This is a genomic window from Serratia sp. 2880STDY5682894 (assembly GCF_001537385.1).
GTDB lineage: Bacteria > Pseudomonadota > Gammaproteobacteria > Enterobacterales > Enterobacteriaceae > Serratia > Serratia nevei.
This window is the reverse complement of record NZ_FCJA01000009.1, coordinates 20,533-45,775: the sequence shown is the minus strand read 5'-3', so window position 1 is coordinate 45,775 and position 25,243 is coordinate 20,533. Positions and strand designations below refer to the sequence as shown.

General features: G+C 62.1%; 21 protein-coding genes. 17 read left to right on the top strand and 4 right to left on the bottom strand.

Annotated elements, in window-relative coordinates; translation table 11 throughout:
- Nucleotides 1-693: 693 nt before the first annotated feature.
- The 9 genes from AWX27_RS19135 to AWX27_RS19095 all read left to right on the top strand — a co-directional run bounded on the left by AWX27_RS19135 (nt 694) and on the right by AWX27_RS19095 (nt 9,715).
- Nucleotides 694-1,224, top strand: a complete 531-nt coding sequence (locus tag AWX27_RS19135; protein ID WP_060424460.1) for a fimbrial protein — start codon at nt 694-696, stop codon at nt 1,222-1,224.
- Between the two features lie 91 nt (nt 1,225-1,315).
- Entirely contained in the window at nt 1,316-1,867 is a 552-nt protein-coding gene (locus AWX27_RS19130; RefSeq protein WP_060424458.1) for a fimbrial protein, read from the top strand.
- Nucleotides 1,868-1,938: 71 nt separating this feature from the next.
- Nucleotides 1,939-4,440 carry a fimbria/pilus outer membrane usher protein gene (locus AWX27_RS19125; RefSeq protein ID WP_154618200.1) on the top strand — a complete coding sequence of 834 codons (2,502 nt, stop codon included), beginning with the start codon at nt 1,939-1,941 and terminating at the stop codon, nt 4,438-4,440.
- A 24-nt stretch (nt 4,441-4,464) separates the two neighbouring features.
- Nucleotides 4,465-5,211, top strand: coding sequence for a fimbrial biogenesis chaperone (locus tag AWX27_RS19120; protein ID WP_047729655.1), 747 nt, complete (start codon nt 4,465-4,467; stop codon nt 5,209-5,211).
- 11 nt (nt 5,212-5,222) lie between these two features.
- The gene (locus AWX27_RS19115; RefSeq protein WP_047729654.1) at nt 5,223-5,834 is read left to right on the top strand and encodes a fimbrial protein; all 612 of its coding nucleotides are present in this window, start codon (nt 5,223-5,225) and stop codon (nt 5,832-5,834) included.
- A 14-nt stretch (nt 5,835-5,848) separates the two neighbouring features.
- The gene (locus AWX27_RS19110) at nt 5,849-6,853 is read left to right on the top strand and encodes a fimbrial protein (RefSeq protein WP_060424454.1); all 1,005 of its coding nucleotides are present in this window, start codon (nt 5,849-5,851) and stop codon (nt 6,851-6,853) included.
- A gap of 17 nt (nt 6,854-6,870) precedes the next feature.
- Entirely contained in the window at nt 6,871-7,410 is a 540-nt protein-coding gene (locus AWX27_RS19105) for a fimbrial protein (RefSeq protein ID WP_038871490.1), read from the top strand.
- Between the two features lie 108 nt (nt 7,411-7,518).
- Nucleotides 7,519-8,142, top strand: coding sequence for a helix-turn-helix transcriptional regulator (locus AWX27_RS19100; protein ID WP_060424452.1), 624 nt, complete (start codon nt 7,519-7,521; stop codon nt 8,140-8,142).
- Nucleotides 8,143-8,221: 79 nt separating this feature from the next.
- Nucleotides 8,222-9,715 (top strand): MocR-like pyridoxine biosynthesis transcription factor PdxR, encoded by a 1,494-nt coding sequence (locus tag AWX27_RS19095; protein WP_060424451.1) that lies wholly within the window; start codon nt 8,222-8,224, stop codon nt 9,713-9,715.
- On the opposite strand, the gene AWX27_RS19090 is transcribed toward AWX27_RS19095, so the two are convergent.
- Nucleotides 9,712-10,551, bottom strand: coding sequence for a DMT family transporter (locus AWX27_RS19090; protein ID WP_087762451.1), 840 nt, complete (start codon nt 10,549-10,551; stop codon nt 9,712-9,714). The genes AWX27_RS19095 and AWX27_RS19090 overlap by 4 nt on opposite strands.
- 372 nt (nt 10,552-10,923) lie before the next feature.
- Between AWX27_RS19090 and AWX27_RS19085 the strand changes: the two genes are divergently transcribed.
- The 4 genes from AWX27_RS19085 to AWX27_RS19070 all read left to right on the top strand — a co-directional run bounded on the left by AWX27_RS19085 (nt 10,924) and on the right by AWX27_RS19070 (nt 17,804).
- The gene (locus AWX27_RS19085) at nt 10,924-12,174 is read left to right on the top strand and encodes an SrfA family protein (RefSeq protein WP_060424446.1); all 1,251 of its coding nucleotides are present in this window, start codon (nt 10,924-10,926) and stop codon (nt 12,172-12,174) included.
- On the top strand, nt 12,174-15,119 hold the full coding sequence (locus tag AWX27_RS19080; RefSeq protein WP_060424595.1) for a virulence factor SrfB: 2,946 nt from the start codon (nt 12,174-12,176) through the stop codon (nt 15,117-15,119). Before AWX27_RS19085 ends, AWX27_RS19080 begins: the two co-directional genes overlap by 1 nt.
- The gene (locus AWX27_RS19075; protein ID WP_060424443.1) at nt 15,116-17,296 is read left to right on the top strand and encodes a virulence factor SrfC family protein; all 2,181 of its coding nucleotides are present in this window, start codon (nt 15,116-15,118) and stop codon (nt 17,294-17,296) included. The genes AWX27_RS19080 and AWX27_RS19075 overlap by 4 nt, the downstream gene beginning before the upstream one ends.
- Nucleotides 17,297-17,390: 94 nt before the next feature.
- A complete protein-coding gene (locus tag AWX27_RS19070) occupies nt 17,391-17,804 on the top strand; it encodes a VOC family protein (protein WP_060424441.1) in 414 nt (137 codons plus the stop codon).
- On the opposite strand, the gene AWX27_RS19065 is transcribed toward AWX27_RS19070, so the two are convergent.
- Nucleotides 17,801-18,484 (bottom strand): Crp/Fnr family transcriptional regulator, encoded by a 684-nt coding sequence (locus tag AWX27_RS19065; RefSeq protein ID WP_060424439.1) that lies wholly within the window; start codon nt 18,482-18,484, stop codon nt 17,801-17,803. The two genes, AWX27_RS19070 and AWX27_RS19065, sit on opposite strands and share 4 nt — an antisense overlap.
- A gap of 161 nt (nt 18,485-18,645) precedes the next feature.
- On the opposite strand from AWX27_RS19065, the gene AWX27_RS19060 reads away from it, so the two are divergent.
- Both AWX27_RS19060 and add read left to right on the top strand, forming a co-directional pair.
- Nucleotides 18,646-19,587 (top strand): nucleoside hydrolase, encoded by a 942-nt coding sequence (locus tag AWX27_RS19060; RefSeq protein ID WP_060424438.1) that lies wholly within the window; start codon nt 18,646-18,648, stop codon nt 19,585-19,587.
- A 39-nt stretch (nt 19,588-19,626) separates the two neighbouring features.
- The gene (gene add, locus AWX27_RS19055; protein WP_230200992.1) at nt 19,627-20,589 is read left to right on the top strand and encodes an adenosine deaminase; all 963 of its coding nucleotides are present in this window, start codon (nt 19,627-19,629) and stop codon (nt 20,587-20,589) included.
- Nucleotides 20,590-20,617: 28 nt separating this feature from the next.
- Here the strand turns inward: add and AWX27_RS19050 are convergent, their stop codons facing one another.
- Nucleotides 20,618-21,817 carry a BaiN/RdsA family NAD(P)/FAD-dependent oxidoreductase gene (locus tag AWX27_RS19050; RefSeq protein ID WP_060424435.1) on the bottom strand — a complete coding sequence of 400 codons (1,200 nt, stop codon included), beginning with the start codon at nt 21,815-21,817 and terminating at the stop codon, nt 20,618-20,620.
- 300 nt (nt 21,818-22,117) lie between these two features.
- On the opposite strand from AWX27_RS19050, the gene pitA reads away from it, so the two are divergent.
- Nucleotides 22,118-23,620 (top strand): inorganic phosphate transporter PitA, encoded by a 1,503-nt coding sequence (gene pitA / locus AWX27_RS19045; protein ID WP_033636373.1) that lies wholly within the window; start codon nt 22,118-22,120, stop codon nt 23,618-23,620.
- 73 nt (nt 23,621-23,693) lie between these two features.
- Here pitA and uspB read toward each other — a convergent pair whose 3' ends face one another.
- Nucleotides 23,694-24,029 carry a universal stress protein UspB gene (uspB, locus tag AWX27_RS19040; RefSeq protein WP_016930435.1) on the bottom strand — a complete coding sequence of 112 codons (336 nt, stop codon included), beginning with the start codon at nt 24,027-24,029 and terminating at the stop codon, nt 23,694-23,696.
- Nucleotides 24,030-24,450: 421 nt separating this feature from the next.
- Here uspB and AWX27_RS19035 point away from each other — a divergent pair, with 421 nt between their 5' ends.
- On the top strand, nt 24,451-25,224 hold the full coding sequence (locus tag AWX27_RS19035; protein WP_049202881.1) for an SDR family oxidoreductase: 774 nt from the start codon (nt 24,451-24,453) through the stop codon (nt 25,222-25,224).
- The last annotated feature ends 19 nt before the right edge of the window (nt 25,225-25,243 follow it).

Below are 25,243 nucleotides of genomic sequence, written 5' to 3'. Positions count from 1 at the left end.
CCTTAATTTGATTAATCAAAAGGGGTTAGACAGCGAAAAATCCCTATGCCGCAATGCGATAGAATAATTCACTACCGGTGTAATTGTTATTCAATTGTTAATTAACCAGATCTAAACGCGGGTTAAACGCGAATAAGAAACCCAATCACTCGCGAACAGAAAACCATGAAACAACAATAAAAACAATGAATTATGTTTTATATTTTGTTTCTAAAGAGAAATGCATCATCTGCTGCCTAAGGGCGATATTAGCAAAACAATATTGTGAATTGTAGGTGCACCCCTATTTCCTCCGATCTAATATCTCGCATATCGTTATTTATATAGTGATTTATACTGGATAATATTTGTATACGATCTATTGATTTTAAAGCAAATATATTTCTTTTTCCTTTTGGTTTTATATTCTGAATTTGACTTAATTTAATAAAATCTATTTCCAAGCAATACTATTATTTGCAAGAATATTCCCAGCAACACGCCACACATAAAACTCGTATTTTATTTACCAGAAAATCCATTGTCGATTTTCCAAATCTCGTTATTTCTCATAAATAACGGATGTTGGCGTATTGCCCAGAGCAAAAGGATCTGGCTCCAACCGCACGGCCGGCGACATGGCGTTGCTGCCGCCGCGGGGGATTTAGATGTGCTGTTCTTTTTATTTAAAAACTCTCTACAGGAACCTGAGAAATGAAACTGAATAAATTAATGCTGGCAACCGTGATTGCTTTCACTTCCGCATCTGTTGCTCATGCCGCATCTAATCAGGGCAGCGGTAAAGTCACCTTTACCGGCGAAATTATCGATGCGCCATGCAGCGTCGCGCCGGAATCCGTTGATCAGACCGTGCCGATGGGCCAGATCAGCAGCCGCATCCTGGCCAACCAGGGTAAATCCAGCATGCAGCCTTTCAACATCGAACTGAAAGATTGCTCCATCTCCACCATGAAAAACGTCAAAGTGACCTTTACCGGCACGCCTGATCCGATCAACAGCAAACTGCTGGCCCTGAGCGGCACCGCAACCGGCGCCGGCATCGTGATCTACGACAACCTGCACTCCAAAGAAGTGGAACTGGGCACCGCGACCGACGGCCAGGGCCTGAACGACGGCGACAACTCGCTGAAATTCGCCGCTTACCTGCAGGGCAGCAGCGCCTCAAGCACCGTGGTACCGGGCGACTTCACCAGCGTGGCGAACTTCACCCTGGCTTACCTGTAATACCCCACAGGGGATGTCTCAGGGCATCCCCCGCTTTATTGCATGCCGAGGATACCGGCAAGGGAACAGGGAAAGACAGGGAGACGCCAGTATGACTATCCGCCTTTGCGGCCTGTTGCTCATCGCGCTCAGCGCTGGCAACGCGGCGGCGGCAGCGAAAAATCAGGGCCACGGCAAAGTCAGCCTGGGCGGCACCATCGTCGAAACGCCGTGCGGCATCGCCAGCGACAGCCTGGATCAAACCGTCGATTTCGGGCTGATCTCCATGAGCGACGCTTCGCAGGACGGGCAGTCGGTGCTGATCGGCAGCCGCCGCCATTTCACGATCAAACTGGTGAACTGCGAGCTGGCCAGCCTGGTGAAGCCTGACTTCATCTATCGCGCGGCCAACGTCACGTTCGACGGCACCGCCGACAGCCGGGATCCTTCTCTGCTGGGCGTTTACGGCGAGGCGAAGGGGGTGGCTATCGAGCTGTTGACCGATGCCGGCACCCCGATCCCGCTCGGCAGCACGACGGCGGATTACCAGATTGTCGCCGGCGACAACACGCTGCGCTTCGGCGCGCAGTTGCGCCTGCATCCCGACAAGGCGCGGGCGGGCGGCTTCAGCTCTCTGGCCAAATTCACCCTGTCTTATCTCTAGCGCCGGCGGGCGCTGCACAGCATTACGTATTCAGGTCGTACGGATGACCTGCTATTGGGCGCGGACTTGCCATGAGTGATTATGCTATGACGTCATTACTGACACGGAAACACCTACCTCTCCTCGTCATTCTATCTTTCCTCTGGGTGCGTCCGGCATTTTCCGCCACGGAGTTCAATACCGACGTTCTGGACATCGGCGAGCGCAGCAAAGTGGATCTTTCGCGTTTCTCCGATGCCGACTACGTCATGCCCGGCGCTTATTTGCTGGACATCAAGATCAACCAGAAAACGCTGCCCCAGCGCAGCATTCAGTATTTCCCGTCGCCGGATAACAAAAGCGGCAGCCAGGTGTGCCTGCCGCCTGACCTGGTGGAAAAAATGGCGCTGAAAGAAGAAGCGGCCAAAAAAGTCACCCTGTGGCACGACAACCAGTGCGCCGACATTCGCGGTATCAAAGGCGCGACCGTCTCCGATCGCATCGGCGGCGGCGTGCTGGCGATCACCATCCCACAGGCGTGGATGAAATACTCCGATCCCGACTGGACGCCGCCCGAGCAGTGGGACGACGGCATTCCCGGCCTGCTGCTGGATTACAACATCAGCGGCCAGCTAGGCAAGCAGAGCCACAACAACAACACTGCCCAGAACCTGAGCAGCTACGGCACCTTGGGCGCCAACCTGGGCGCCTGGCGCCTGCGCGCGGACTTCCAGTCCAATTACAATCAGCAGGCCGGCGATCGCAGTACCGGTTTCGACTGGAACCAGATCTACGCCTATCGCGCGCTGCCGATGCAGGCCGCCAAGCTGACGGTGGGCGAGATCTATCTCGACTCCGGGGTGTTCGACGCCTATCGCTTCACCGGCCTCAACCTGGCCAGCGACGAGCGCATGCTGCCGCCCAACCTGCAGGGCTACGCGCCGGAAGTGCGCGGCATCGCCAAGAGCAACGCCAAGATCACCGTCTCGCAGGAAGGCCGCACGCTGTACGAAACCACCGTGCCCGCCGGGCCGTTCGCCATTCAGGATCTCAACAGCTCGGTGCGCGGCAAGCTGGACGTCAAGGTGGAAGAGCAAGACGGCACCGTCTCGACCTTCCAGGTGGATACCGCCACCATTCCGTACCTGACCCGACCGGGCTACGTGCGCTACAACGTGGCGCTGGGCAAAACCTCGGCCTACGACCACCGCACCCAGGGGCCGCTGTTTTCCGCCAGCGACTTCTCCTGGGGCCTGAGCAACGCCTGGTCGCTGTACGGCGGCGCGCTGCTCGGCGGCGACTATAACGCCTGGGCGCTCGGCCTCGGCCGCGATCTGAACGTGTTCGGCGCCATGTCGCTGGACGTCACCCAGTCGATCGCCCGCCTGCCCGGCGAACCGACCGCCAGCGGCATGTCGTTCAAGCTCAACTACGCCAAACGCTTCGACGAGCTGAACAGCCAGATCACCTTCGCCGGCTACCGCTTCTCACAGCGCAAGTTCATGAACATGTCGCAGTACCTGCAGGAGCGTTACGGCGATTACGACAAGAATTACAACGGCCGTCAGAAAGAGCTGTACACCATCACCGCCAGCAAAACCTTTATGGCGGAAGACAGCGCCAAGGCGATCACCGCCTACCTGACCTACTCGCACCAGACCTATTGGGATGCGCGAACTCAGGATCGTTACGGGCTGTCGGCCAGCAAGCTGTTCAGCGTCGGCGATATCAGCAACATCACCGCCTCGCTGTCGGCTTATCGCACCTATTACCAGGGCCGCACCGACGACAGCGTGATGCTCAACTTCACCGTGCCGATCGGCGATCGCCGGCGCGTCGGTTATGCGCTGCAAACCAACAATGGCGATGTCACGCAGACCGCGTCGTACAACGACTACAGCGATCCGGACAATACCTGGCAGGTCAGCGGCGGCTTTAATCAGTCCGGCAAATCGCTGGCGCGCGGGTACTACACCCATAACGCTTCGTTCGGCTCGCTGAACGCCAGCGCCTCTTACCAGCAGGACAGCTACTCGTCGATCGGCGGCTCGTTCCGCGGCGGCCTCACCGCCACCCGGCACGGTATCGCGGCGCACCAGAACTCGAGCAACGGCGGCAGCCGCATGATGCTCGACACCGATGGCATCGCCGGCGTGCCGATCAACAACGGCCGCGCCTACAGCAACCGTTTCGGGCTGGCGGTGATTTCCGACATCACCAGCTACTACAACACCGACACTCGCATCGACGTCAACAAGCTGGCGGACGACGTTGAGGCCACTCGCGCCGTGGTGCAAGGCACGCTGACCGAAGGCGCGATCGGCTACCGCCACTTCGAGGTGGTGAAAGGCAGCAAGCTGCTGGCCACCATTCGCCTCGCGGACGGCAGCGAACCGCCGTTCGGCGCCGCAGTGCTGAGCGAGAAAGGCCGCGAGGTCGCGGTGGTCAACGACGGCGGTTCGGTCTACCTGACCGGCGTGCAGCCGGAGGAAAAACTGGACGTCGCCTGGGAAGGCCAACGCCGCTGCCGCATCGTGATCCCGGGCGCCGCCAAGCCGCTGGACCAGCTGCTGCTGCCGTGCGCCACCCTGTAATCCGTAACGCTGAGAAATAATGACATGAACAAACACCCGATAACGCTACTGACCGCCGCCGGCCTGGCCCTGAGCGCCGTACTGCCCACCGCCGACGCGGCGATATCGCTGGATCGCACGCGCGCCGTCTATGTGAGCGACGCCAAATCGATCAGCCTGAATATCGTCAACGAAAACAAAGAGCTGCCTTTCCTGGCGCAGTCCTGGTTGGAGAACGAGCAGCACCAGAAAATCACCTCGCCGCTGGTGGTGCTGCCGCCGTTGCAGCGCGTGGAGCCGAGCGAACGCAGCGTAGTGCGCATCACCAAGACGCCGGAGGCAGATCGCCTGCCGCAGGATCGCGAGTCGGTGTTCTACTTCAACCTGCGCGAAATTCCGCCGAAAAGCACCAAAACCAACGTGATGCAGCTGGCGCTGCAAACGCAGATCAAGCTGTTCTACCGGCCGAAGGCCATCGTCGCGCCCAAAGGCCAGGTGTGGCAGGAAAAGCTGGTGTTCCGTAAAAGCGGCGGCGCCGTCACCGTCGACAACCCGACGCCGTTTTATATCACCCTGACCGGCATGACGCGGCAGACGCAAAAACAGGGCGGTGGCGCGATCGGCGGTTTTCAGCCGCTGATGCTGAAGCCGAAATCCAGCGAAAGCCTCAAGCTGCACGACACCGGCATGAACAGCTTCGTCATTACCTACATCAACGACTACGGCGGCCACCCCGAACTGCGCTTCGCCTGCAACGGCAACGTTTGCACCGCCGTGCCCGAGAAAAAATAAGGAGGTCCAGCATGGCTGAATTCACCGATCGACTGCGCCCGCTGCTGCTCGGCGCACTGCTGTGCGGCGGCAGCGCGCTGGCGGCAACGCCGCTGGGCGTGATCGAAGGCACCACCGGCACCGTCAGCTTTCACGGCGGCCTGCTCAGCTCCCCCTGCAGCCTGACGCCGGACAGCCGGGATCAGTCCGTCGATCTGGGCGACGTCAGCGCACGCGACTTCCGCAACGCCGGCGATCGCAGCGCGCCGGTGCGTTTTCGCCTCTCGTTCCGCAACTGCCTGCTGGGCGCGCGCGCGTTGGCGGATAACCCGGCCGGCCCGCGCAACGGCGACGCCGGCCGCCTCTATCTGCAGGGAGAGCAGGCCGCGACGCTGGTGTTTCTCGGCGAAAGCGACGTCGACAACCCGTCGCTGCTGAAGTTGAACGGCGGCGTGCAGGGCATCGGCCTGCGGCTGCAAGACCAGCAGGGCCAGGCGCTGGAGCTGAATCAGCGCAGCCGCCCCTACATTCTGCAACCCGGCAGCAACACCCTGTGGTTCAGCGCCAGCGTGGAGTCCACCCAGCGGGCGGTGATGGCGGCCGGGTTCGCCGCCGTGGCGCACATTCAGGTGATTTACCTGTGAGGCTCGAGAACGCGATGAAAACTCAACTGACCAAACTCTGCCTACCGCTGGCGATCGCCCTGGCGGCCCCCGCCGCCTGGGCCAACGGCTACGTCACGCCGGACGGCGGGCCGAAACAGTTCTATATCGATCTGAATGAAACCAACATCACCAACCAGGTGGGGTTCACCAAACTGTTTCCCTATGACCTGGGCGGAACCTATACCGGCAAGGTGTATTGCGATACCCCCATCCCCACCAGCCCGCACTTTTACAAGTCGGATTCGGCGTTGCCCCCCTCCGACTATGGCAATGGCTATTTAAAACTGAATGACTTTTTGGATTTAAAGGCCGAGGTGTGGATCGCCGGCAACAAGAACGCCTACGTCACCGTGCCTTTTTACAACGAATCGAATTTGCTTAACCAACACAGCTGCCGGCCACCGTACTTGCAGGTCAACAACTACGGCAGCGGCTCCAAAGGCAAGATCACCTTCCGGGTGCGCAAAAAGATCATCAACGGCGTTGAGATTAACGATCGGCAGATCATCGAGATGTACGGCCGCCTCGGCTCGACCGACGGCGGCTTCGGCCCCAACCCGATGGCGCAGGTGTTCATCCAGTCCGCGATCCTCTACGTGCCGGATAAATGCGTGGTGAACGAAGGCCAGTTGATCAACGTGGAGTTCGGCGAGATCGGCGGCAGCGATCTCAACGGCTCGAACTACCCGCAAAGCATTCCGGTGCGCTTCCAGTGCGAGGGCGGCAGCTTCGAGGACGGTACGCTGAACATCAAGCTGGCGGTGTCGGGCACGGCGGCCGCCTTCAGCAACGAGGTGTTCAAAACCGACAAGAACGATCTCGGCATCCGGCTGACGCACAACGGCCAGCTGGTTATCCCGAATGAGTTTTACCCGGTGCCGAATATCGGCAACGGCGGCTCCTGGAACCTGGTGGCGGCACCGTTCGCCAACGGCGGCGCAGAGATCGGCGAAGGGGAATTCAACGCATCGGCCACCATCGTGGCGGCATTCCAGTAACCGAGGGAGGAACGAAAATGCGTCTACGCGCTTTAGCGCTGCTGAGCTGCGTGCCCTGGTGGTTTACCGCCATGCCGGCGACGGCGAACACCGAGCTTATCGGCGCGCCGGTGCAGTTCCACGGCACCGTGGTGAGCCGCCCGTGCAATATCGAACCGCAGTCCGCCGATCAACTGGTGGAGATGGGCACGGTGATCGTCAAAACCCTGTACCGCTACGGCCACACCACGCCGGTGCCGTTCAGCATCAAGCTGACCGACTGTAAGACTACGGTGTTCAAATCCGTCAGCGTGACCTTCAGCGGCACCGAAGACGGAGAGCTGCCGGGCAAGCTGGCGATCAACAACGGCGCGAACGGCGCCGCCATCGCCCTGTTCGATCATCAGGGTGCAGATATCGATCTGAATAAGGCCACCAGCGCCGTCGCGCTGCAAAACGGCCCCAACAGCCTGAACTTCACCGCCTATGTACAGGGGCGGCCGAGTGCGATTCAGAACCAAAGCATTACCGAAGGCGAATTCACGTCCGTCGCCAATTTTGTGCTGGCGTACCAATAAGCCCGCACCGCCCCAGGGAAATCAGGAAAACGACCGGCGCGCGAACGCCGGCGATTGGCCGTCACCGTTCGCTCCGGCGCGGTGACGCGGCCTTTTAAGGAGCCACCCATGCCAGATATTCGCTTCACGCTGTTCGACAGCGATAACTTCTACCAGCAGGGGCTGCGTCTGCTGCTGCAGGACTATCTGCACTCCCTGAACGAATGCCAGCGCCGGTATCCGCAGTTCTCACCGCTGGCGCTGCAGGCGTTGGATAACATCGAAATCGTGTTCCGTACGCCGGAAGAGCGCTGGGGCTGCGCCTGCTGTTATCAGAGCCCCTACGGCATCCCGCGCCAGCGGCAGCTGACCCTGCTGATCCTCGACGACACGACCCAGCAACAGGTGAAAAACCTGCCGCCGCTGTTCAGCATCCATCGGCGCGATTCGGCCTACGCCATCCGCCTCAAGCTGCAAATGGCGTTGGAAAAATTCATCCAGCATCCGTGGATGGCGGTGCATGCCGCCGGCATGTGGAAATGCCAGGCCTGCCGCATCGCCGCGCTCAGCCACTGCGAGAAAAAGGTGCTGGGATTGATGAGCAGCGGCATGTCCGCCTGCAGCATCGCCGGCCTGCTGCAGCGCAGCCAGAAAACCATCAGCGCCCACAAACGTTCGGCGATGCGCAAGCTGAACGTGCGCAAAAACAGCGAGTTGAATAAGGTGCTGCTGAATCAGCGGGGGCTTGGCTGAGCAACAACAGGCTCGCGAGTGACGCCAGAGTGGTTTACTCTGAATACTCATTTTCGTACTGCAAAACGAGCCGGAATGCATGCCCAGAACAGCCAAAGTCGTTGACGTCCCCGCCATCGGCGAGCTCGATCGCCTGGCGGGCCAGCTTAGCCACCAGCTGGCGCAGGCCCTGCGCCAGGCCATCCACCGGGGCGATCTGAAAGCGGGCGATCTGCTGCCCTCGACGCGCCGGCTATCAGCGGCGCTGAATCTGGCACGCGGCACGGTATTGGAAGCATTCGCTCAGCTAACGGCGGAAGGCTTTCTCGAACCGCAGCCCGGCTCCGGCACCCGGGTCGCTCACTATCAGGCGCCGCGGCGCACGCCGCACGCCAACGTGCAGGCGAGTTCGGCGGTAGCGGTGCCGCTTTCTTCACAGGCGCAGCATCTGGCGCGCTTCGCCGCCCAGGCACGGGCGCTGCCGCCGGTGCCGTTCACCGTCTCGGTGCCGATCGGTGATACCGCGCCCGACGATGTCTGGCGGCGGCTCGGCAACCGCATCCGGGCACGTGGCCCGGGCGCCCCGTCGGGCTACGGCGATCCGCTGGGCGCGTTGCCGCTGCGCGAAGCCATCTGCGACTATGTGCGCCGTTCCCGCTCGGTAAACTGCACGCCGCAGCAAATCCTCATCACCTCCGGCACGCAACAAGGGCTCTATTTGGCCGCCCAGATCCTGCTGGACGCCGGCGACAGCGCCTGGGTCGAAGATCCCGCCTACGCCGGCATTACCGCCATTTTCGACAGCCTGTTTCGCGATCGGCACATGATTAGGGTGCCCGTCGCCGACGACGGCATCGACGTTGCCGCCGGCGTGCGTCTGGCCGCCGACGCCCGCGCCGCCTTTGTCACGCCGTCGCATCAATATCCGCTGGGCATGCCGATGAGCATGGCGAAAAGAAGCGCCCTGCTGGCCTGGGCCAAAGAGCGGCAGGCCTGGATCGTGGAAGACGACTACGACAGCGAGATGCGCTACGCCGGTCACCCGTTCCCTTCGCTGCAGGGGTTGGCGCCCGAACGGACGCTCTATCTCGGCACCTTCAGCAAGGTGCTGTTCCCTTCGCTGCGGCTAGGTTACGCCATCGTGCCACCGCCGCTGGTCGACGCCTTTTGCGGCGCCAGGATCCTGATGGATCGCCATCCACCCAGTGCGGATCAACACGTGCTGGCCGCCTTTATCGCCGAAGGGTATCTCGACCGCCATATCCGCAAAATGCGCGGCGTCTACGCCGAGAAACGCCGGGTGCTGATCGAGGCGATCAACACGCATATCCCCGCGGAGCTGGCGGTAGTGCAGCCCTGCGATCAGGGCATGCACATGGTGCTGTGGCTGAGGAAAGATCTCGATGACGTGCGGGTCGCCCAATGCGCCAACGAAGCCGGATTGGCGCTGCGGGCGGTGTCGCCGATGTATGCGCCCGGCCACGGTGAGCCGGGTCTGGTGCTGGGATTGGGCGGTTACGCCGACCGCCAGGTGCAACAGGCGGTGGAACGGCTCGGACAGGTGATCCTGGCCTGCGCCGGTAGCGGCGCCTAGCGGGAAAAACGTTTGGCGCCGAACACGCAAACCACCACGCCGGCCATCACGGCGATCATCATCGGCTGGACGGTCTCATGCAGCAGCCAGCCCGCCAGCGCCAGGCCGAAGAACGGCTGCAGCAGCTGCAACTGTCCGACGGCGGCGATGCCGCCCTGCGCCAGGCCGCGATACCAGAAAATAAACCCAATCCACATGCTGAACACCGAGACGTAAACCAGCGACAGCCAGGCGGCGCCGCTGATCGCAGGCCAACCGGCCGGCGCCGCCAGCCAGGTGGCCGCCAGCGTCAACGGCAACGCCACCACCAGCGCCCAGGAGATCACCTGCCAGCCGCCGATCCGGCGCGACAGCACCGCCCCTTCGGCATAGCCCAGGCCGCACAGCAACACCGCCCCGACCATCAGCGCATCCCCTTGCCAGGCACCGCCGCTCCCCTGGCTCAACGCGAAAGCACCCACCAGCACGGCGCCGACGCCTGAAAAAGCCCAAAAAGCGGGCTTGGGCCGTTCTCCGCCGCGCAAAACGCCAAAACCGGCGGTCGCCAGCGGCAGCAGGCCGATGTACACCAGCGAATGCGCCGAGGTGGTGTGCTGCAGCGCCAGCGCCGTCAGCAGCGGAAAACCGATGACCACGCCGAGCGCCACAAACAACAGCGGCGGCAAATCGGCCCGCGTCGGCCGCGCCTGCCGGGTGATCAGCAACGCACACAGGGCCAGCAAGGCGGCGATCGCCGCCCTGACCGCCGTCAGAAACAGTGGATCGAGCTCCAGCACCGCCACCCGCGTGGCGGGCAGCGAGCCGCTGAAGATCATCATGCCGAGGAAGCCGTTCATCCAGCCCTGAGCCGAATGCCCGGCGGCGGGATGAGCAGGGGGAACAACGAGAGTTTTTTCAGACTGACTGTCCGTCATGTGAACGCTCCGCACGCCTGAGGCATACCGAAATCGGCAACCCGCGAGGCGATGTCATAGTGAAAGAGAACATCGTTCCCCGGCGTCGCTTGCCGGGGCCAGGTTCTATTTTTCAGATAAAGCGGTTCACAGACAGGTCCAGATAGCGAGATTTTCACTGTGCCGGTTAGCAAAGCGCGCCGCTAACGCCAAAGAAGGGCGTTTTTCGGGCTGTCCTTGGCCGTTTGGCGACTCTGCCTGCGGGGTATCATGGACTTTTATGCGTTTTTGCAGAACAGGACAAGGTGCGGTGCCGTGGTGAAACCCTTCTTACGCAGTGGCAGTTTGGATGATGTGCTGGCTTTAGGCGAAAACGGGCAACCGGTCTACGCCTGCGCGCAGCAGCTGCGGGAAACCCTGCGTCTTCGCCGGCAGCAGCAGGCCGCCGACTGTCTGGCGATCCCCCAGCCGAACGAAAGCGGCACCCGCATCGACTGGTATGCACCCTTCCCCGGCAAGGTCACCTCCTGGCTGGCGGCGAGCGACGCCCAGCGCGCACAGGCGGTGCGCCACCTGGAACACTGCCTGACGACCTTCCGCAGCCTGACGGAACAGGCCCAGGCGACCGATCACCCCAGCCATCGCCTGTTCGGCGCGCTGCTGGTCAAAGCGATGCACATGCCTGATCCCAACCACGTTTATCTGGTGGACGACCGGCCGGTGCTGACCTTCTGGGGCTTTATCAAGCCGCAGGCGCAGAGCCCGGACGATCCGTTGGCCTGCCTGCGCCCGATCGAAGCAGAGGTGAAAGTCGAAGTGGAAAAACCGGCGCCGATCGTCGCCGCCCCACGCAAACCGGCCGTTGTCGAACCGGTAAAACCGGCCCCGGCCGCCGAGCCCGAACCGGTGCCTGCCCCGGCAGCGCCTATCGCCCCCCCTGCCGCCGTTCGCCCGCGCCGGCGCCACGCGCTGTGGCTGTTGCCCGTTCTGCTGCTAGGCAGTGCGGCGCTGGCCGCCTGGCTGCACCGCTCGCCGCCGCCGCAACCGGCGATGCCGGTGGAGGTCCAGCATCCGGCCCCGCCGGAAAAAGCCGCCGCGCCGTTGCCCAAGCTGCGCTTGCCGCTGGCGCACGCGACGCTGTTGCCGCCGCCACCGGCGCCGGTCATCCCGCAGCCGGCGGACAAAAATGCGCTGGTGCTGCCGCCCGAGGCGGTGAAGGCCGGCTCCACCCGTTTCCTTAACGGCAAATGGCGCGCCACGGTGGCGCTGAAAGACCCGATCACCGGCAAACGCCCCGGCCTGCAATACCGTCTGAACGGCGGCAAAGGCAACGCCATCATCGCCTACGGCGACGGCGTCAGCTGCCGGGTGGCGGTCGAAGCCGGGCTGATGCAGTCCGGCAATCTGGTGATCAACAGCCGCACCAAGGCGCGCTGCAGCGACGGTAGCCGCTACCAGATCCCGGAGATCGTTTGCCGCCAGGGCGAAACCGGCGCGGCGGAGTGCACCGGCCGCTACGATGCGGACACCACCTATCCCATGACGTTCAAGCGCGAGAGTAAATGATGCTGGCACCCCTTACGGACTACAAACACGGCATTACGCTGATTCAGGACAGCGGCATTCAGTTTCTGGACTTTGCCCTGACGCCGCTGCTGGACGCCGAGTTTCCCGGCAAATTCGTGCGCAAGACCGCCAGCGGCCCGCTGCTGCGCCTGCAATGGGAGGCCGAGAGCGGCAAATACCAGCTGCCGGCCGTGGGCGACCAGGCCGCCGAAGTGGTGCGGCCGGAGTTCAGCTATCCGCTGCAGCAGTCGCTGCGCCTGCTGGATAAGCTCTGGCTGCCGCTGCCCTTCTTGCGCCACACCCCGGCAGGCCTGTTTTTGTCGGGCCCGGACAACTGGGCGCGCCTGCAGGTGGTGCAGCTGGATGAACCGGATCAGGACGGCAACCTGCTGCGCGTGGTGCTGGCCTTCGACACCCGCGCCGCCGCACCCGGCCAGGAGACGCTGGCGCCGGGCGAAAGCGATCTCGGCACCGGGCTCAACTTCGCGCTGGCGCACCGCAACCACGAACTGGGCGAGTTTCTCGATCTGACCTGGGTAGACGGCTGGCTGCGCGAAGCGTTCAGCCAGCGCGCCGCCGAGCGGGAGCAGCGTGCCGAAGTGGAGATCAACGCCGGGCTGAAAACCTTCGAGTATCAGGCGCACTACCTCAATCTGCTGCACATGCTCGGCCATCAGCTGGCGGTACCGCAGATAAAGATGGTGGCGGCGACGTTGCAGCAACCGGCGATCGACGTCGATCTGGTGCTGGACGTCGGCAACTCGCACACCTGCGGCGTGCTGGTCGAAGACCACCCGGAAGAGAGCAACGGCCTGAAGCAAACCTACGAGCTGCAGCTGCGTTCGCTGTCCGAACCGCACCGCGTCTACAACGAACTGTTCGAGAGCCGGGTGGAGTTTTCTCAGGCCAGCTTCGGCAAGCCGCATCTGTCGTTCCAGAGCGGGCGCGACGACGCCTTCCAGTGGCCCTCCATCACCCGCGTCGGCCGCGAAGCCGCGCAGCTGGCGCAGCGGCGAACGGGCCATGAAGGCACTACCGGCATTTCCAGCCCGCGCCGCTACCTGTGGGACGAGGAGCGCTATGCGCCCGGCTGGCGCTTCAACGAGCGGCACGAGCCGATGGCCGCCGCCGCGCCGTTGACCACCCTCATCAACGACGAAGGCGTGCCGCTGTCCGCCCTGCCGACGGCGCAACGGCTGCCAGTGTTCGCCGCCCATTACAGCCGCAGCGCGGTGATGACGCTGATGCTGAGCGAGCTGCTGGCGCAGGCGCTGATGCAGATCAACAGCATCGCCCAGCGCAGCCGCATGCCGAACGCCGCCGCGCCGCGCCGTTTGCGCGCCATCATTCTGACGCTGCCTTCGGCCATGCCGAAGCCGGAGCGCGAGATCTTCCGCCGCCGCATGCAGGAAGCGATCGGGCTGGTGTGGAAGTCCCTCGGCTGGCACCCGCAGGATGCGCCGTTCGACGGCGCGCACGTCCGCTTCCCGGTGCCTCAGGTGCAGATGGAGTGGGACGAGGCCACCTGCGGCCAGATGGTCTATCTGTACAATGAAACCCAGGTGAACTTCGCCGGCCGCACCGACGCCTTTTTCGCCGCCATGGCCCGGCCCGACCGGCCGCTGGCGCCGGGTGAGCAGGCGGGAAAAACGCTGCGCATCGCCTCCATCGACATCGGCGGCGGCACCACGGATCTGGCGATCACGCACTATTCGCTCGATGACGGCGTGGGCAACAACATCAAAATCAACCCGCGCCTGCTGTTCCGCGAGGGCTTTAAAGTCGCCGGCGACGATATCCTGCTGGACGCCATCCAGCAGTTTATCCTGCCCGCCGTGCAGCAGGCGTTCGAAGCCGCCGGCGTGAGCGCCGCCCCGGCGTTGATGGACAGGCTGTTCGGCAACGAAGGGCGCATGGACGGGCTTTCTACCCTGCGTCAGCAGGCGGCGCTGCAGATTTTCATGCCCGCCGGACGCGCGCTGCTCGGCGCCTATGAAGAATACGATCCGCTGGACAGCCGGGCGGAAATCGCCGCCAGCCTGGGCGATCTGCTGCCGCAGCCGCCGACGCCGCAGGTGCTGGCGTTTATCAACGGCGAGGTGCAGCGCGAAGCCGACAGCGACGCCTTCGATATTCTGCACACCCCGCTGGTGATCCGCCTGGCCGATCTGCACGCCGCCTTCTTGTCCGATCGCATCGGCATCGGCCGCTGCCTGCGCCTGTTGGCCGAGGTGGTGGCGCTGTATACCTGCGACGTGCTGCTGTTGACCGGCCGCCCGGCGCGTTTCCCCGGCGTGCAGGCGCTGCTGCGCCATCTGCAGCCGTTGCCCGCCAGCCGCATTCTGCCGCTCGAGGGCTACCACACCCGCAGCTGGTACCCGTTCAACAAGCGCGGCCGCATCGACAACCCGAAATCCACCGCCGCGGTAGGTGCCATGCTGTGCCTGTTGGCGATCGACCTGCGCCTGGAGAGCTTTTACTTCAACGTCGGCGATTTCCAGCCCTACTCCACCATTCGCCATCTGGGCATGCTGGACGGCAACAACATGCTGGCGGACGATAACGTCTATTACCGCGACATCGATCTGGATCGCGCCGACTTCGTGCTCGACCCCGCCGGCAGCTTCCAGCTGCGCGGCCCGCTGCGCCTGGGCTTCCGCCAACTGGACAACGAACGCTGGCCGGCCTCGCCGCTCTATACGCTGACCATTAATGACGCCCAGCTGGCGCGCAAACTGGCCGGCGATGCGGTGATCACCCTGCGGCTGGCCATTACCGCCAGCGCCGAACAGGGCGCAGAAAGCGTCAAGATCGCGCAGGCGTTGCTGGCCGACGGCAGCCCCGTCCCGGCGCACCACCTGCAACTGAAACTCAATACCCTGGCTGCCAGCGCCTCCGGCGCGACCCACTACTGGATAGACAGCGGGAGCATTTACCCACGATGAAAGCTACCACTACCGCCCAATCGGCCCCGAACCACGCACTCAGCACCGGCATTCTGCAGGCGATCGCCTGGGTGGACGCCGCGCGCCGGCAGTCCACCCGTCTGGAACAGGAGGCGGATCGCCTGACGCTGCGCCTGCGCCGTTGCCATAACCGCGCGCTGCAATTGGCGAATGCGCAGCCTGAGCAGGTCGCTATCGGCCTGTACGGCCACAACGCCGCCGCCAAGGCCCACCTGCTGGCGGCGCTGGCCCCCGGCGCAGAAAGGCTGCACGCAGACGCCGCGCTGGCGGTGCGTTACGGCGCCGCCGCGCCGTCGCCGTGCGCCGAGTATCCTCTCGCCCTCGCGCTGCTCGATGAAGCGCAGTGGCTGGCCATCACGCTCGATGCCGCCACGATGGGCGGCTTCCGGCTGGACTGGGACGCCCGCGCGATCGCCGGCCATCTGCAAGCGTTGGCGCGCCACCGCCAAACCGTCGCCCTCGACGGCCTCAGCGACAGCGATGTACTGACGCTGTGGGATAGCCAACGCCGCCACGGCGACAAGGGGCAACAGACGCTGGACAGGCATTTCTGGCCGCAGGCCGTGGCGCTGGCGCCGCAGCTGAGCATCGACGATCGCGCGCGCCTGTTTGCGCCGCTGTGGGGAGAGGAAACAACGCTGACGGCACGTTATCGCCAGCTGGCACATACGCTGCATGCCCTCGGCGGCAGCCGACAGGTTCATGCTCCGCACCGCGCCTTGCCGCTGCTGGCCGCGAGCGCCGCAGCGGAAAACGCGACGATCGTCGTGATGGCCGAACACGGCGGTGAACGGGAGATCGCGCTGAGCGATCTGACCTGGCTGACCGCCGAAGTCACCACCGTTCTGCCGCAAACGGCGCAGACGGGCCTGCCCGCCGACGTGGCGCTGATCGACCTGCCCGGCAGCCGCGCTTGCCCGCAGGCGGAACCGACGCAGCGGCTGCAACAGGCGAAACGCGCCCATTTGCTGACCCGCTGTGCAGACGGCCTGCACGCCAACCTGTTGCTGGTAGCCGATGCGGCCGCCACGCCACAGGACGCCGCCCGCATCGGCCAGGCGCTCGCCAACTGGGTCAACCAGACTCAAGGGGAAACCCCGGCGCTGCGCCAACGCCGCAAACCCGGCCTGATCTGGGCGATCACGCCGTTTGATCAACGCGGGGAAGGCAAAACGCGCCCCGACGACGCCGTACAGCGCCAGGTCGGCGAGCCCGGCGACAGCTGGGCCACGCTGCTGGCGCTGGATGAACAGGATTGCCGCCGTATGGTGAGCTACCTGACCGCTCAGGCGCGCCCGGCCCAGAAGCAAGCGCGCCTGCTCGAACAGCGCGAAGAATTGCAGCGCGAGCTGACGGAAAGCCTGCTCGGCAACTGGCTCACCGCCGCCGATCCACACGCGGCGCAGCAACGCGGCCAGCAGCTGCTGCGAGCGCTGCAGGCGCAGGCCGGCCGCCACGGCGAACTGCTGGAACGGCTGTTACCGCAGCGCGATACGTTGCGCCAGCTTTATCAGCAACAGCAGCACGCCGCGCCGGCCCCGACGGCGACGCCAGCGCCGTTCGGGCTCGATATCGATCTGTTCGGCGCACCGGAAACCCCGGCGCCCGGCGAGCCCCCCGCGTCATCCTTTGCCGCGCGGGTATTCGCGGATTGGATCAACCATCTGCGCAGCCTGCCGGACAGCCGTCGGTTGCTGGAGCTGCTCGGCGTCGAAAAGCCGCACCTGGAACTGCTGGTTGATGCGCTGATCGGCGCCGCCTGCCGCCTGCGGCTCGATGATGAGCTGGAGAACGCGCTGTGCGCCGGGGGCCTGCCGGAACAGAGCGAAGATCGGCAAATCAGCCAGGCGCTGGCGATACTGGGCGACTTTGTCGCCTGGCTCGGTTTCCAGCGGCGCGATGCGGCAACGCGCCCCGAGAGCCGCGTCAATCCCGGCCAGCCGATCTTTACCCCACCGCCGCAGCCGGCGGTGGACTGGAGCCGCCAGCAGCGGTTAACCCGGCTGGCGCCGACGCCGACCAAAAACACCGCGTTTTATATCTATGACTGGCTGATCGGCCTGCAAACCCTGCTGGCGGAGAATGCGGCGACGGAGAGCGCACTCGGCGAGGCGCAGCGCGCGGCGTTGGAAGAGATCGTGGCGACTCTGCGCTAAGCGGCGGCTCTGGCTGCAATAGGGGGAGAAAACAGGATAAATCGGGCGTTGCCGATTATGCTGATGAGTAACGCCGCGATTCTGGGAGAAAATCATGCCCCCTTTCAGCCTGAAGACTATCGACCATGTGGTTCTGCGCGTGCGCGATATGCAGAAAAGCCTGCATTTTTATACCCAGATCGTCGGCTGTGATATCGCCAAACGGCGGCCGGATTTGGGGCTGATGCATCTGCGCGCCGGGGCGGCCATGATTGATCTGGTCGACGTTAACGGCCAGCTTGGAAAAAAAGGCGGCGATGCGCCCGATCCTCACCGGCAAAATGTCGATCACCTCTGCCTGCGCATCGATCCTTTCAACGAAGACGAACTGCTGGCCTATCTGCGATCGCAAGGGATCGCCGTCGATCCCGCTGAAACGCGCTACGGCGCGGAAGGCGACGGGCCGTCGATTTATTTCAGCGATCCGGACGGCAATCGCATCGAGCTTAAGGGGCCGGCGATCGGCTAGATCCTGGCGCTCCCGTTGATGTCGGCCAGCCGTTGGCTATCCACCACCCGCAGCGATTTGTTTTTAAACTGAATAATACCGTCCGCCGCGAGCTGCGCCAGCGCGCGGCTCAGCTGCCTGACGGAGATCCCTAATCTGCCCGCCAGCAACTCCCTGTTTTCGAGCTGAATCTGCACGCCTTCCTGCTTTATTTTAAATAACAGAAATTTACGCAACTTATATTCTGCCGTTAAGCCGCCGCTCGCATGCAGCAATGAAGCGTTAAGCAGCTTGTCGCTTAACTGCCGGCACATAAAGGCGAGGAAAACAGGATCGTGCATGGCCCGCTCTTTGATGGCCTCGATAGGCAGCGTGAAGATCAGCGCGTCCGTAACCGCCTGTACGGTGCTGAACACCGCCCGCTGCGCCTGGGAGAACAGCTCCAGATCGCCTATCACGGAGAAATCCGTTTCGAAGGAAAAGACGATGTGCATGCCGTTCACATCGTAATTCTCAACCTGCAATTTTCCCTGCACGAGAAAAAACAGGTGGGTCAACCGATCGCTTTGCGTCACCAGGTATTCACCGGCCTCGACCCTGACCAGGCGCAGGGCGGCCAGCAGCGGGGGCGAAAGCGCCGTTCGCAGATCGTGAGCTTCGATAAACGCTTCTTTCAGCTTGCTGTCACCGACAGTTTTCACGGCGATTCACTCCCAGGGTTTATCCGTTAACGTCTTGCATCCTATCTTTTCGGCTGCGCCCAGAATAGCCGGCGCACTTCAGAACGAAACAGGACATCTGACCTTTTTTGCCTCGGGCCGTCTGGGTATTTTCTCCGCAGACCCCACCCAAGGAGAGTGCCATGCGACATATTTTGATAGATACCGATACCGCCTCCGACGATGCCGTCGCCCTGCTGATGGCGTTGCGCGAGCCTGACGTGAGGGTGGAAGCGATCACCACGGTCGCAGGCAACTGCCCGCTTGAACAATGCGTCAAAAATGCGCTTATCTGCGTGGAAAAAGCGGGAACCTATGCCCCTCCGGTATACGCCGGCATGGCGAAACCGCTGTTCCGCACGCGCTATCACTCGCACCACATTCACGGCGAAGACGGCATGGGCGACATGGCCTTGCCCGATCCGCAGCTGACCGCCGCACCCATTCATGCCATAGACGCCATCATCGACTGCGCCGCACGACGCCCTGGCGAGTTGGAGATCGTCACTCTCGGGCCGCTGACCAATCTCGCGATGGCGGTGCTAAAAGCGCCCGCGCTGGCCGAACAAGTGAAAAGGGTTTATGTCATGGGCGGTTCCGGGCTGACGCCGGGCAATATTACCCCGCTGGCCGAATTTAACTTCTACGCCGACGCCGAGGCCGCCCATCTGGTGCTGAATGCCGGGCTGCCCCTCACCCTCGTCGGTTGGGAGATCGGGATGGGGGAAGCGTTTATTGGCGAGGACGATATTGAACGATTGCATCATCTCGGCGAACTGGGGCGCTTTGCCGTGCGCTGTAATCGCACGCTGATGGCATTCAACGCCGGGCGCACAGAGCGTAAAGGCTTTGATTTGCCCGATCCGACCACCATGGCGGTGGCGCTCTACCCGGACATCGTCGAGACCAGTCTGGAGGCGTATTCCTGGGTTGAATATAAAAGTGAAAGGTCTTACGGCCATTACATCATTGATTCCACCCATCTGACCGGCGAACCGGCCAATGCCCGCGTGATCACCCGCATTAAACCCGGCCGGTTTAAAGAAAAACTGTTTTCGTTGTTATCTCAGCCGTTAATGAAATAAGTGGCCCGTATGAAATTCGATCCAAGAAAATTGAAGAAAGTGGAATTACACGTCCATTTGGATACCTGTTTAAGCTACCACTATGTCAAAAAGATCGACCCGCAAATAACCAGAACGGCCTTTAATCGGCAATTTATCGCGCCGAAACGATGCGCCGATCTCGGAGACTTTTTAAACAAGATCGCACCGCAAATAGACCTCCTGCAGACGCGCCAGGCGATAGCGCTGGCCGTCGATGACTTGTTCGCGCAGCTGGCGGCAGATAACGTCATCTATGCGGAAGTGCGCTTTGCCCCGCTGCTGCATACCCGGATGGGATTAAGTGGTGAAGCGGTGGTCGAGACGGTGCTCGCCGCGATGCGTGACGCCGCGCAAACTTACGGCGTCGCCGCCGGGCTGATCCTGTGCACGCTGCGGCATTTCGATGCGGCCGCCAGCCTGCAAACCGCCGGGCTCGTGGTTAACTTTCTGGGCCGCGGCGTGGTCGCGCTGGATTTGGCCGCCGACGAAGCGCGTTACCCGCTGGCCAATCACATAGCGGCCTTTCGGGCGGTGCGCGAAGCCGGCGGCAACGTCATCGCCCACGCCGGTGAGGCGAAGGGCGCCGACAGCGTACGGGAAACGCTGGATAGGCTGCAGGTGTCGCGCATCGGCCACGGCGTCAGGAGCATCGAGGATGCTGCGCTTATCGAGCGCCTGGTAGCCACCGGCGTCCTGCTCGAGATCTGCCCCAGCTGCAATCTCGTCTGCAATCTGTTCGACAGCATCGACAGTCACCCGATAGACCGGCTGAAAAGGATGGGAGTGCGGCTGAACGTGAATACCGATGCGCGCACCGTCGCCGATACCACGCTGAACAAAGAGTACCAGCTGTTGCATGACGCCTTCGGCTGGCAGGATGACGATTTTAACCGCAGCAACCGACAGGCGCTGGAAGCGAGTTTTCTCGACGGCGACACTAAAATGAAATTAATGAATCAGCTCAAGGCCGGGCCAATGTGACCCGGTACGTTTCAAGACTGAGCGGGTTTTAACGCCCCTGCGCCGCCAATGCCTGGGCGCAGGCCCAGGCAGAGCTCCAGGCCCACTGGAAGTTGTAGCCGCCCAACCACCCGGTCACGTCCACCACTTCACCGATAAAGTAGAGCCCCGGCGCCTTGTGGGCTTCCATCGTCTTGGAGGAAAGTTCGTTGGTGTCGACGCCGCCGAGCGTCACTTCCGCCGTGCGATAGCCTTCGGTACCGTTCGGCTGCACGCGCCAGTTCTGCAACAGGTCCACCAGCGCCGCCTGCTGCGGCGCATTCAGCTGCTTCAGCGTGGCCTCCGGCAGTTGTCCCAACGTTTGCAAGCATTCCACCAGCCGCTTCGGCAAGTGCAACGCCAGGGTGTTTTTCAGGCTTTGATTCGGATGCCGGCGGCGCTGGTCATCCAGGAAGGCCGCCAGATCCAGCTCAGGAAGTAAGTTAACGCTCACATACTCACCCGGCTGCCAGTAGCTGGACAGCTGCAACACCGCCGGGCCGGACAGGCCGCGATGGGTGAACAGGATGCTTTCACGGAAGCTGACGCCGTTCTCGGCGGTGATCACTGCCGGCACCGAGACGCCGGACAGCGTCTGCACATGCTCCAGCAGCGGCTTATGCAGGGTAAAAGGCACCAGCCCGGCGCGCGTCGGCAGCACCCTGAGGCCGAACTGCTCCGCCAGCTTGTAACCGAACGGCGAAGCGCCCAGCCCCGGCATGGACAAACCGCCGCTGGCCACCACAAGTGAGCGAGCACTTACTTTTTCACCATTCAGCGCCAGCGTGTAGCCATGTTCGGTTTTCTCCACGCCCAGCACTTCGCTGCGCAGGCGCATCGTCACCTGGCCCAGCTCGCACTCTTTGACCAACAGATCCACCACCTGCTGCGCCGAGTCGTCGCAGAACAGCTGCCCCAGCGTTTTTTCATGGTAGGCGATGCCGTAGCGGTTGATCAGATCGATGAAGTCCCACTGGGTGTAGCGCGCCAACGCCGACTTGCAGAAGTGCGGGTTGTTCGACAGATAGGCCGTCGGCTCGGCGTACATATTGGTGAAGTTGCAGCGCCCGCCGCCGGACATCAGGATCTTGCGGCCCGGTTTTTTGCCGTTGTCGAGCAGCAACACGCGGCAACCGAGTTGCCCCGCCTGCGCGGCGCAAAACATGCCGGCGGCGCCCGCCCCAATCACTACGACATCAAACTGTTCCACCTGAGCCTCACTTATCAAAACCACAATCGCGACAAAAGAGCGCCATATTACGCCGTTTCGCCGCCGGTCACCGCCAAATTCACGGCGGCAGATTGTAAAGCCCCGGCGCCGCCAACGCCATAGTAAGAAAATATTACAGAGGTCAGAGGAGATTAACGCGTTGATATTCCATATTTTTGTTATAGGCGCGTCATCGTTTCGTCATGTCCAAATCAAAAAAACGTCATATTTTCCTTTTCCCCGGCCCCGGTTGTCACTGATAATGCGCGGCGTTCATGTCCACAAACTGGCGTAACGCTTATGCTGCATTTGTTCGCTGGCCTGGATTTCCATACCGGCCTGATGTTAATTCTCGCATTGTTGTTCGTGTTGTTTTATGAAGCCATCAACGGTTTTCATGATACGGCCAATGCGGTCGCTACAGTTATTTATACCCGCGCCATGCGCTCGCAACTTGCGGTCGTGATGGCAGGTTTGTTCAACTTTCTTGGCGTAATGCTCGGCGGTTTGAGTGTTGCTTACGCCATCGTCCACTTGCTGCCTACCGATCTGTTGTTGAACGTCAGTTCAGCACACGGATTAGCCATGGTCTTCTCCATGCTGTTGGCGGCAATCATCTGGAACCTCGGCACCTGGTATTTCGGTCTGCCGGCCTCCAGTTCCCATACGCTGATAGGCGCAATCATCGGTGTCGGTTTAACCAACGCCCTGATGACCCACACTTCGGTGGTGGATGCGCTTAACGTCCCGAAAATGATTGGTATTTTCCTTTCTCTGCTGTTCTCGCCGCTGGTCGGCATGATGGTGGCGGGAGTGATGGTGTTCGCCTTGCGCCGCTATTGGAGTGGCACCAAGAAACGCCAGCGTATCCACATGACCCCTGCGGAACGTGAAAAGGTCGACGGCAAACGCAAGCCGCCGTTCTGGACCCGTATCGCGCTGATCCTGTCGGCGATTGGCGTCAGCTTCTCGCACGGCGCCAACGACGGCCAGAAAGGCATCGGCCTTATCATGCTGGTGCTGATCGGCGTTGCGCCGGCCGGCTTCGTGGTCAATATGAATGCAACCGGTTATGACATCACCCGTACGCGTGATGCCGTGACCCACCTGCAGCAATATTACCAGCAGCACGGCGACGCGCTGTCGCATGCGGTGTCGCTGACGCCGCTGGTGCCAAGCCCGGATGATGAAGCTGCGCCGAACAAGCCGGCTGAGTTCCACTGCGACAGTTCGCGCGCCATGCCGGCGATCGAGCTGGCTCAGGGCATGCTGACCAACCTGCAAAGCTACGATCAGCTGACGGTTGAGCAGCGCAGCCACCTGCGCCGCCTGCTGATGTGCGTGACCGACACGGCGGATAAAGTCGCCAAGCTGCCGGAAACCTCATCCGCCGACCAGCGCTTCCTGAAGAACCTGCGTCAGGATCTGCTGCAGACCGTCGAGTACGCGCCGATGTGGATCATCGTCGCCGTCGCGCTGGCACTGTCGCTCGGCACCATGGTGGGCTGGAAACGCGTGGCCACCACCATCGGCGAGAAGATCGGCAAGAAAGGCATGACCTACGCCCAGGGCGTGTCGGCCCAGATGACCGCAGCGCTGTCGATCGGCGTGGCGAGTTATACCGGCATGCCGGTCTCCACCACCCACGTCCTCTCTTCGGCGGTTGCCGGGACGATGATCGTGGACGGCGGCGGCGTGCAGAGCAAAACCGTGAAGAACATCCTGTTGGCCTGGGTACTGACCCTGCCAATCTCGATTCTGCTTTCCGGTGCGCTGTATTGGGTCGCGTTGAAGCTGATCTAAGCGATAAGCATCATGAGAAAGGCGGCCGAAAGGCCGCCTTTTTTTTGCCTGCATCAAGGGAAACAGGAAGGCATTAATACCAAATCATCAGCGCTATCAGGCTGATGACCACCAGACCGCACAGGGCCGAGGTCAGCATAAACTGCCCGCGCACCCGCTCGCAGCGGCGAATAAACTCCGGATCGTGGTGCTCGACATAGCGTTGCGCAAAGATATAGCGCACCAGCCTCAGCTGCTTGCTGGGTTGCCCGTGGGCGGTGAAGAAACCGCCGCCGTCGACGTATTGGTACAGCAGCGGGTCACAGCCGCGCAATACCACCAGCAGCGCGCGCAGAGAAGAGTAATACCGCACCATGTTTACCACACACACCACACATAAGGCCCAAAACAGCGCGACGGTACTGATCATGATTGCCCCCTCAAGGCGTTGTTATCCGCGGCCATCCGCCGGGTCCAACCGCCCTACCTCATTACCCGATACTCTGCTGGAGCTTACCGCTCTCATCCCCTTTTTTGCCTGCACGGGCCACGCCCATAACCCACCGCCTCCGGAGACGTTACCGCACCGCACAGAGAGATTTGCACAGCGTGGTTCCACTCAGAGGGGAAATGATGAGGCCCATATCCATCATTGTAGGTTAATGAAACGCAAACTGGCCTGATCAGTGGATAAAATTTACCGCCCCGCGCCGAAACGCCCTCCGCCGGGGCGGGCTAACGGCTGTGATTGGTCGGTTTTTCTGGATAGTCTATCCCGCTCCACGCCGCTGATCTTTCCCCCCACGCTGGCTAGACTCAGGTTTCCGTTACGTTCATCCAAGGAAACTGTTATGGCAAACCATTCAATCAAGGGAAAAACCGTCCTCATCGCCGGCGGCGCCAAAAACCTCGGCGGGCTGATCGCACGCGATTTGGCTGAACAAGGCGCCAAAGCGGTGGTGATCCACTACAACAGCGCCGCTTCCCAAGCCGAAGCGGAAAAAACCGTCGCCGCCATTCAGGCCGCCGGGGCGCAAGGCGTCGCGCTGCAGGCCGATCTCACCACCGCGGGCGCGGTCGAAAAGCTGTTCGCCGATGCGGTCGCCGCCGTCGGCAAGCCGGATATCGCCATCAATACCGTTGGCAAAGTGCTGAAAAAACCGATGGTCGACATCAGCGAAGCCGAGTACGACGAGATGACGGCGGTCAACGCCAAAACCGCGTTCTTCTTCCTGAAAGAGGCGGGCAAGCACCTCAACGACAACGGTAAAATCTGCACGCTGGTCACCTCGCTGCTCGGCGCCTTCACGCCGTTTTACGCCGCTTACGCCGGCACCAAAGCGCCGGTGGAACACTTCACCCGCGCCGCCGCCAAGGAGTTTGGCGAACGCGGTATCTCCGTGACGGCGGTCGGCCCCGGCCCGATGGACACCCCGTTCTTCTACCCGGCGGAGGGCGCGGACGCCGTGGCCTACCACAAGACGGCAGCGGCGCTGTCGCCGTTCAGCAAAACCGGCCTGACCGATATCGAAGACGTGGTGCCGTTCATCCGCCACCTGGTCAGCGACGGCTGGTGGGTAACCGGCCAAACCATCCTGATCAACGGCGGCTACACCACCAAATAAGTTCGACGGGGGCGGAAAT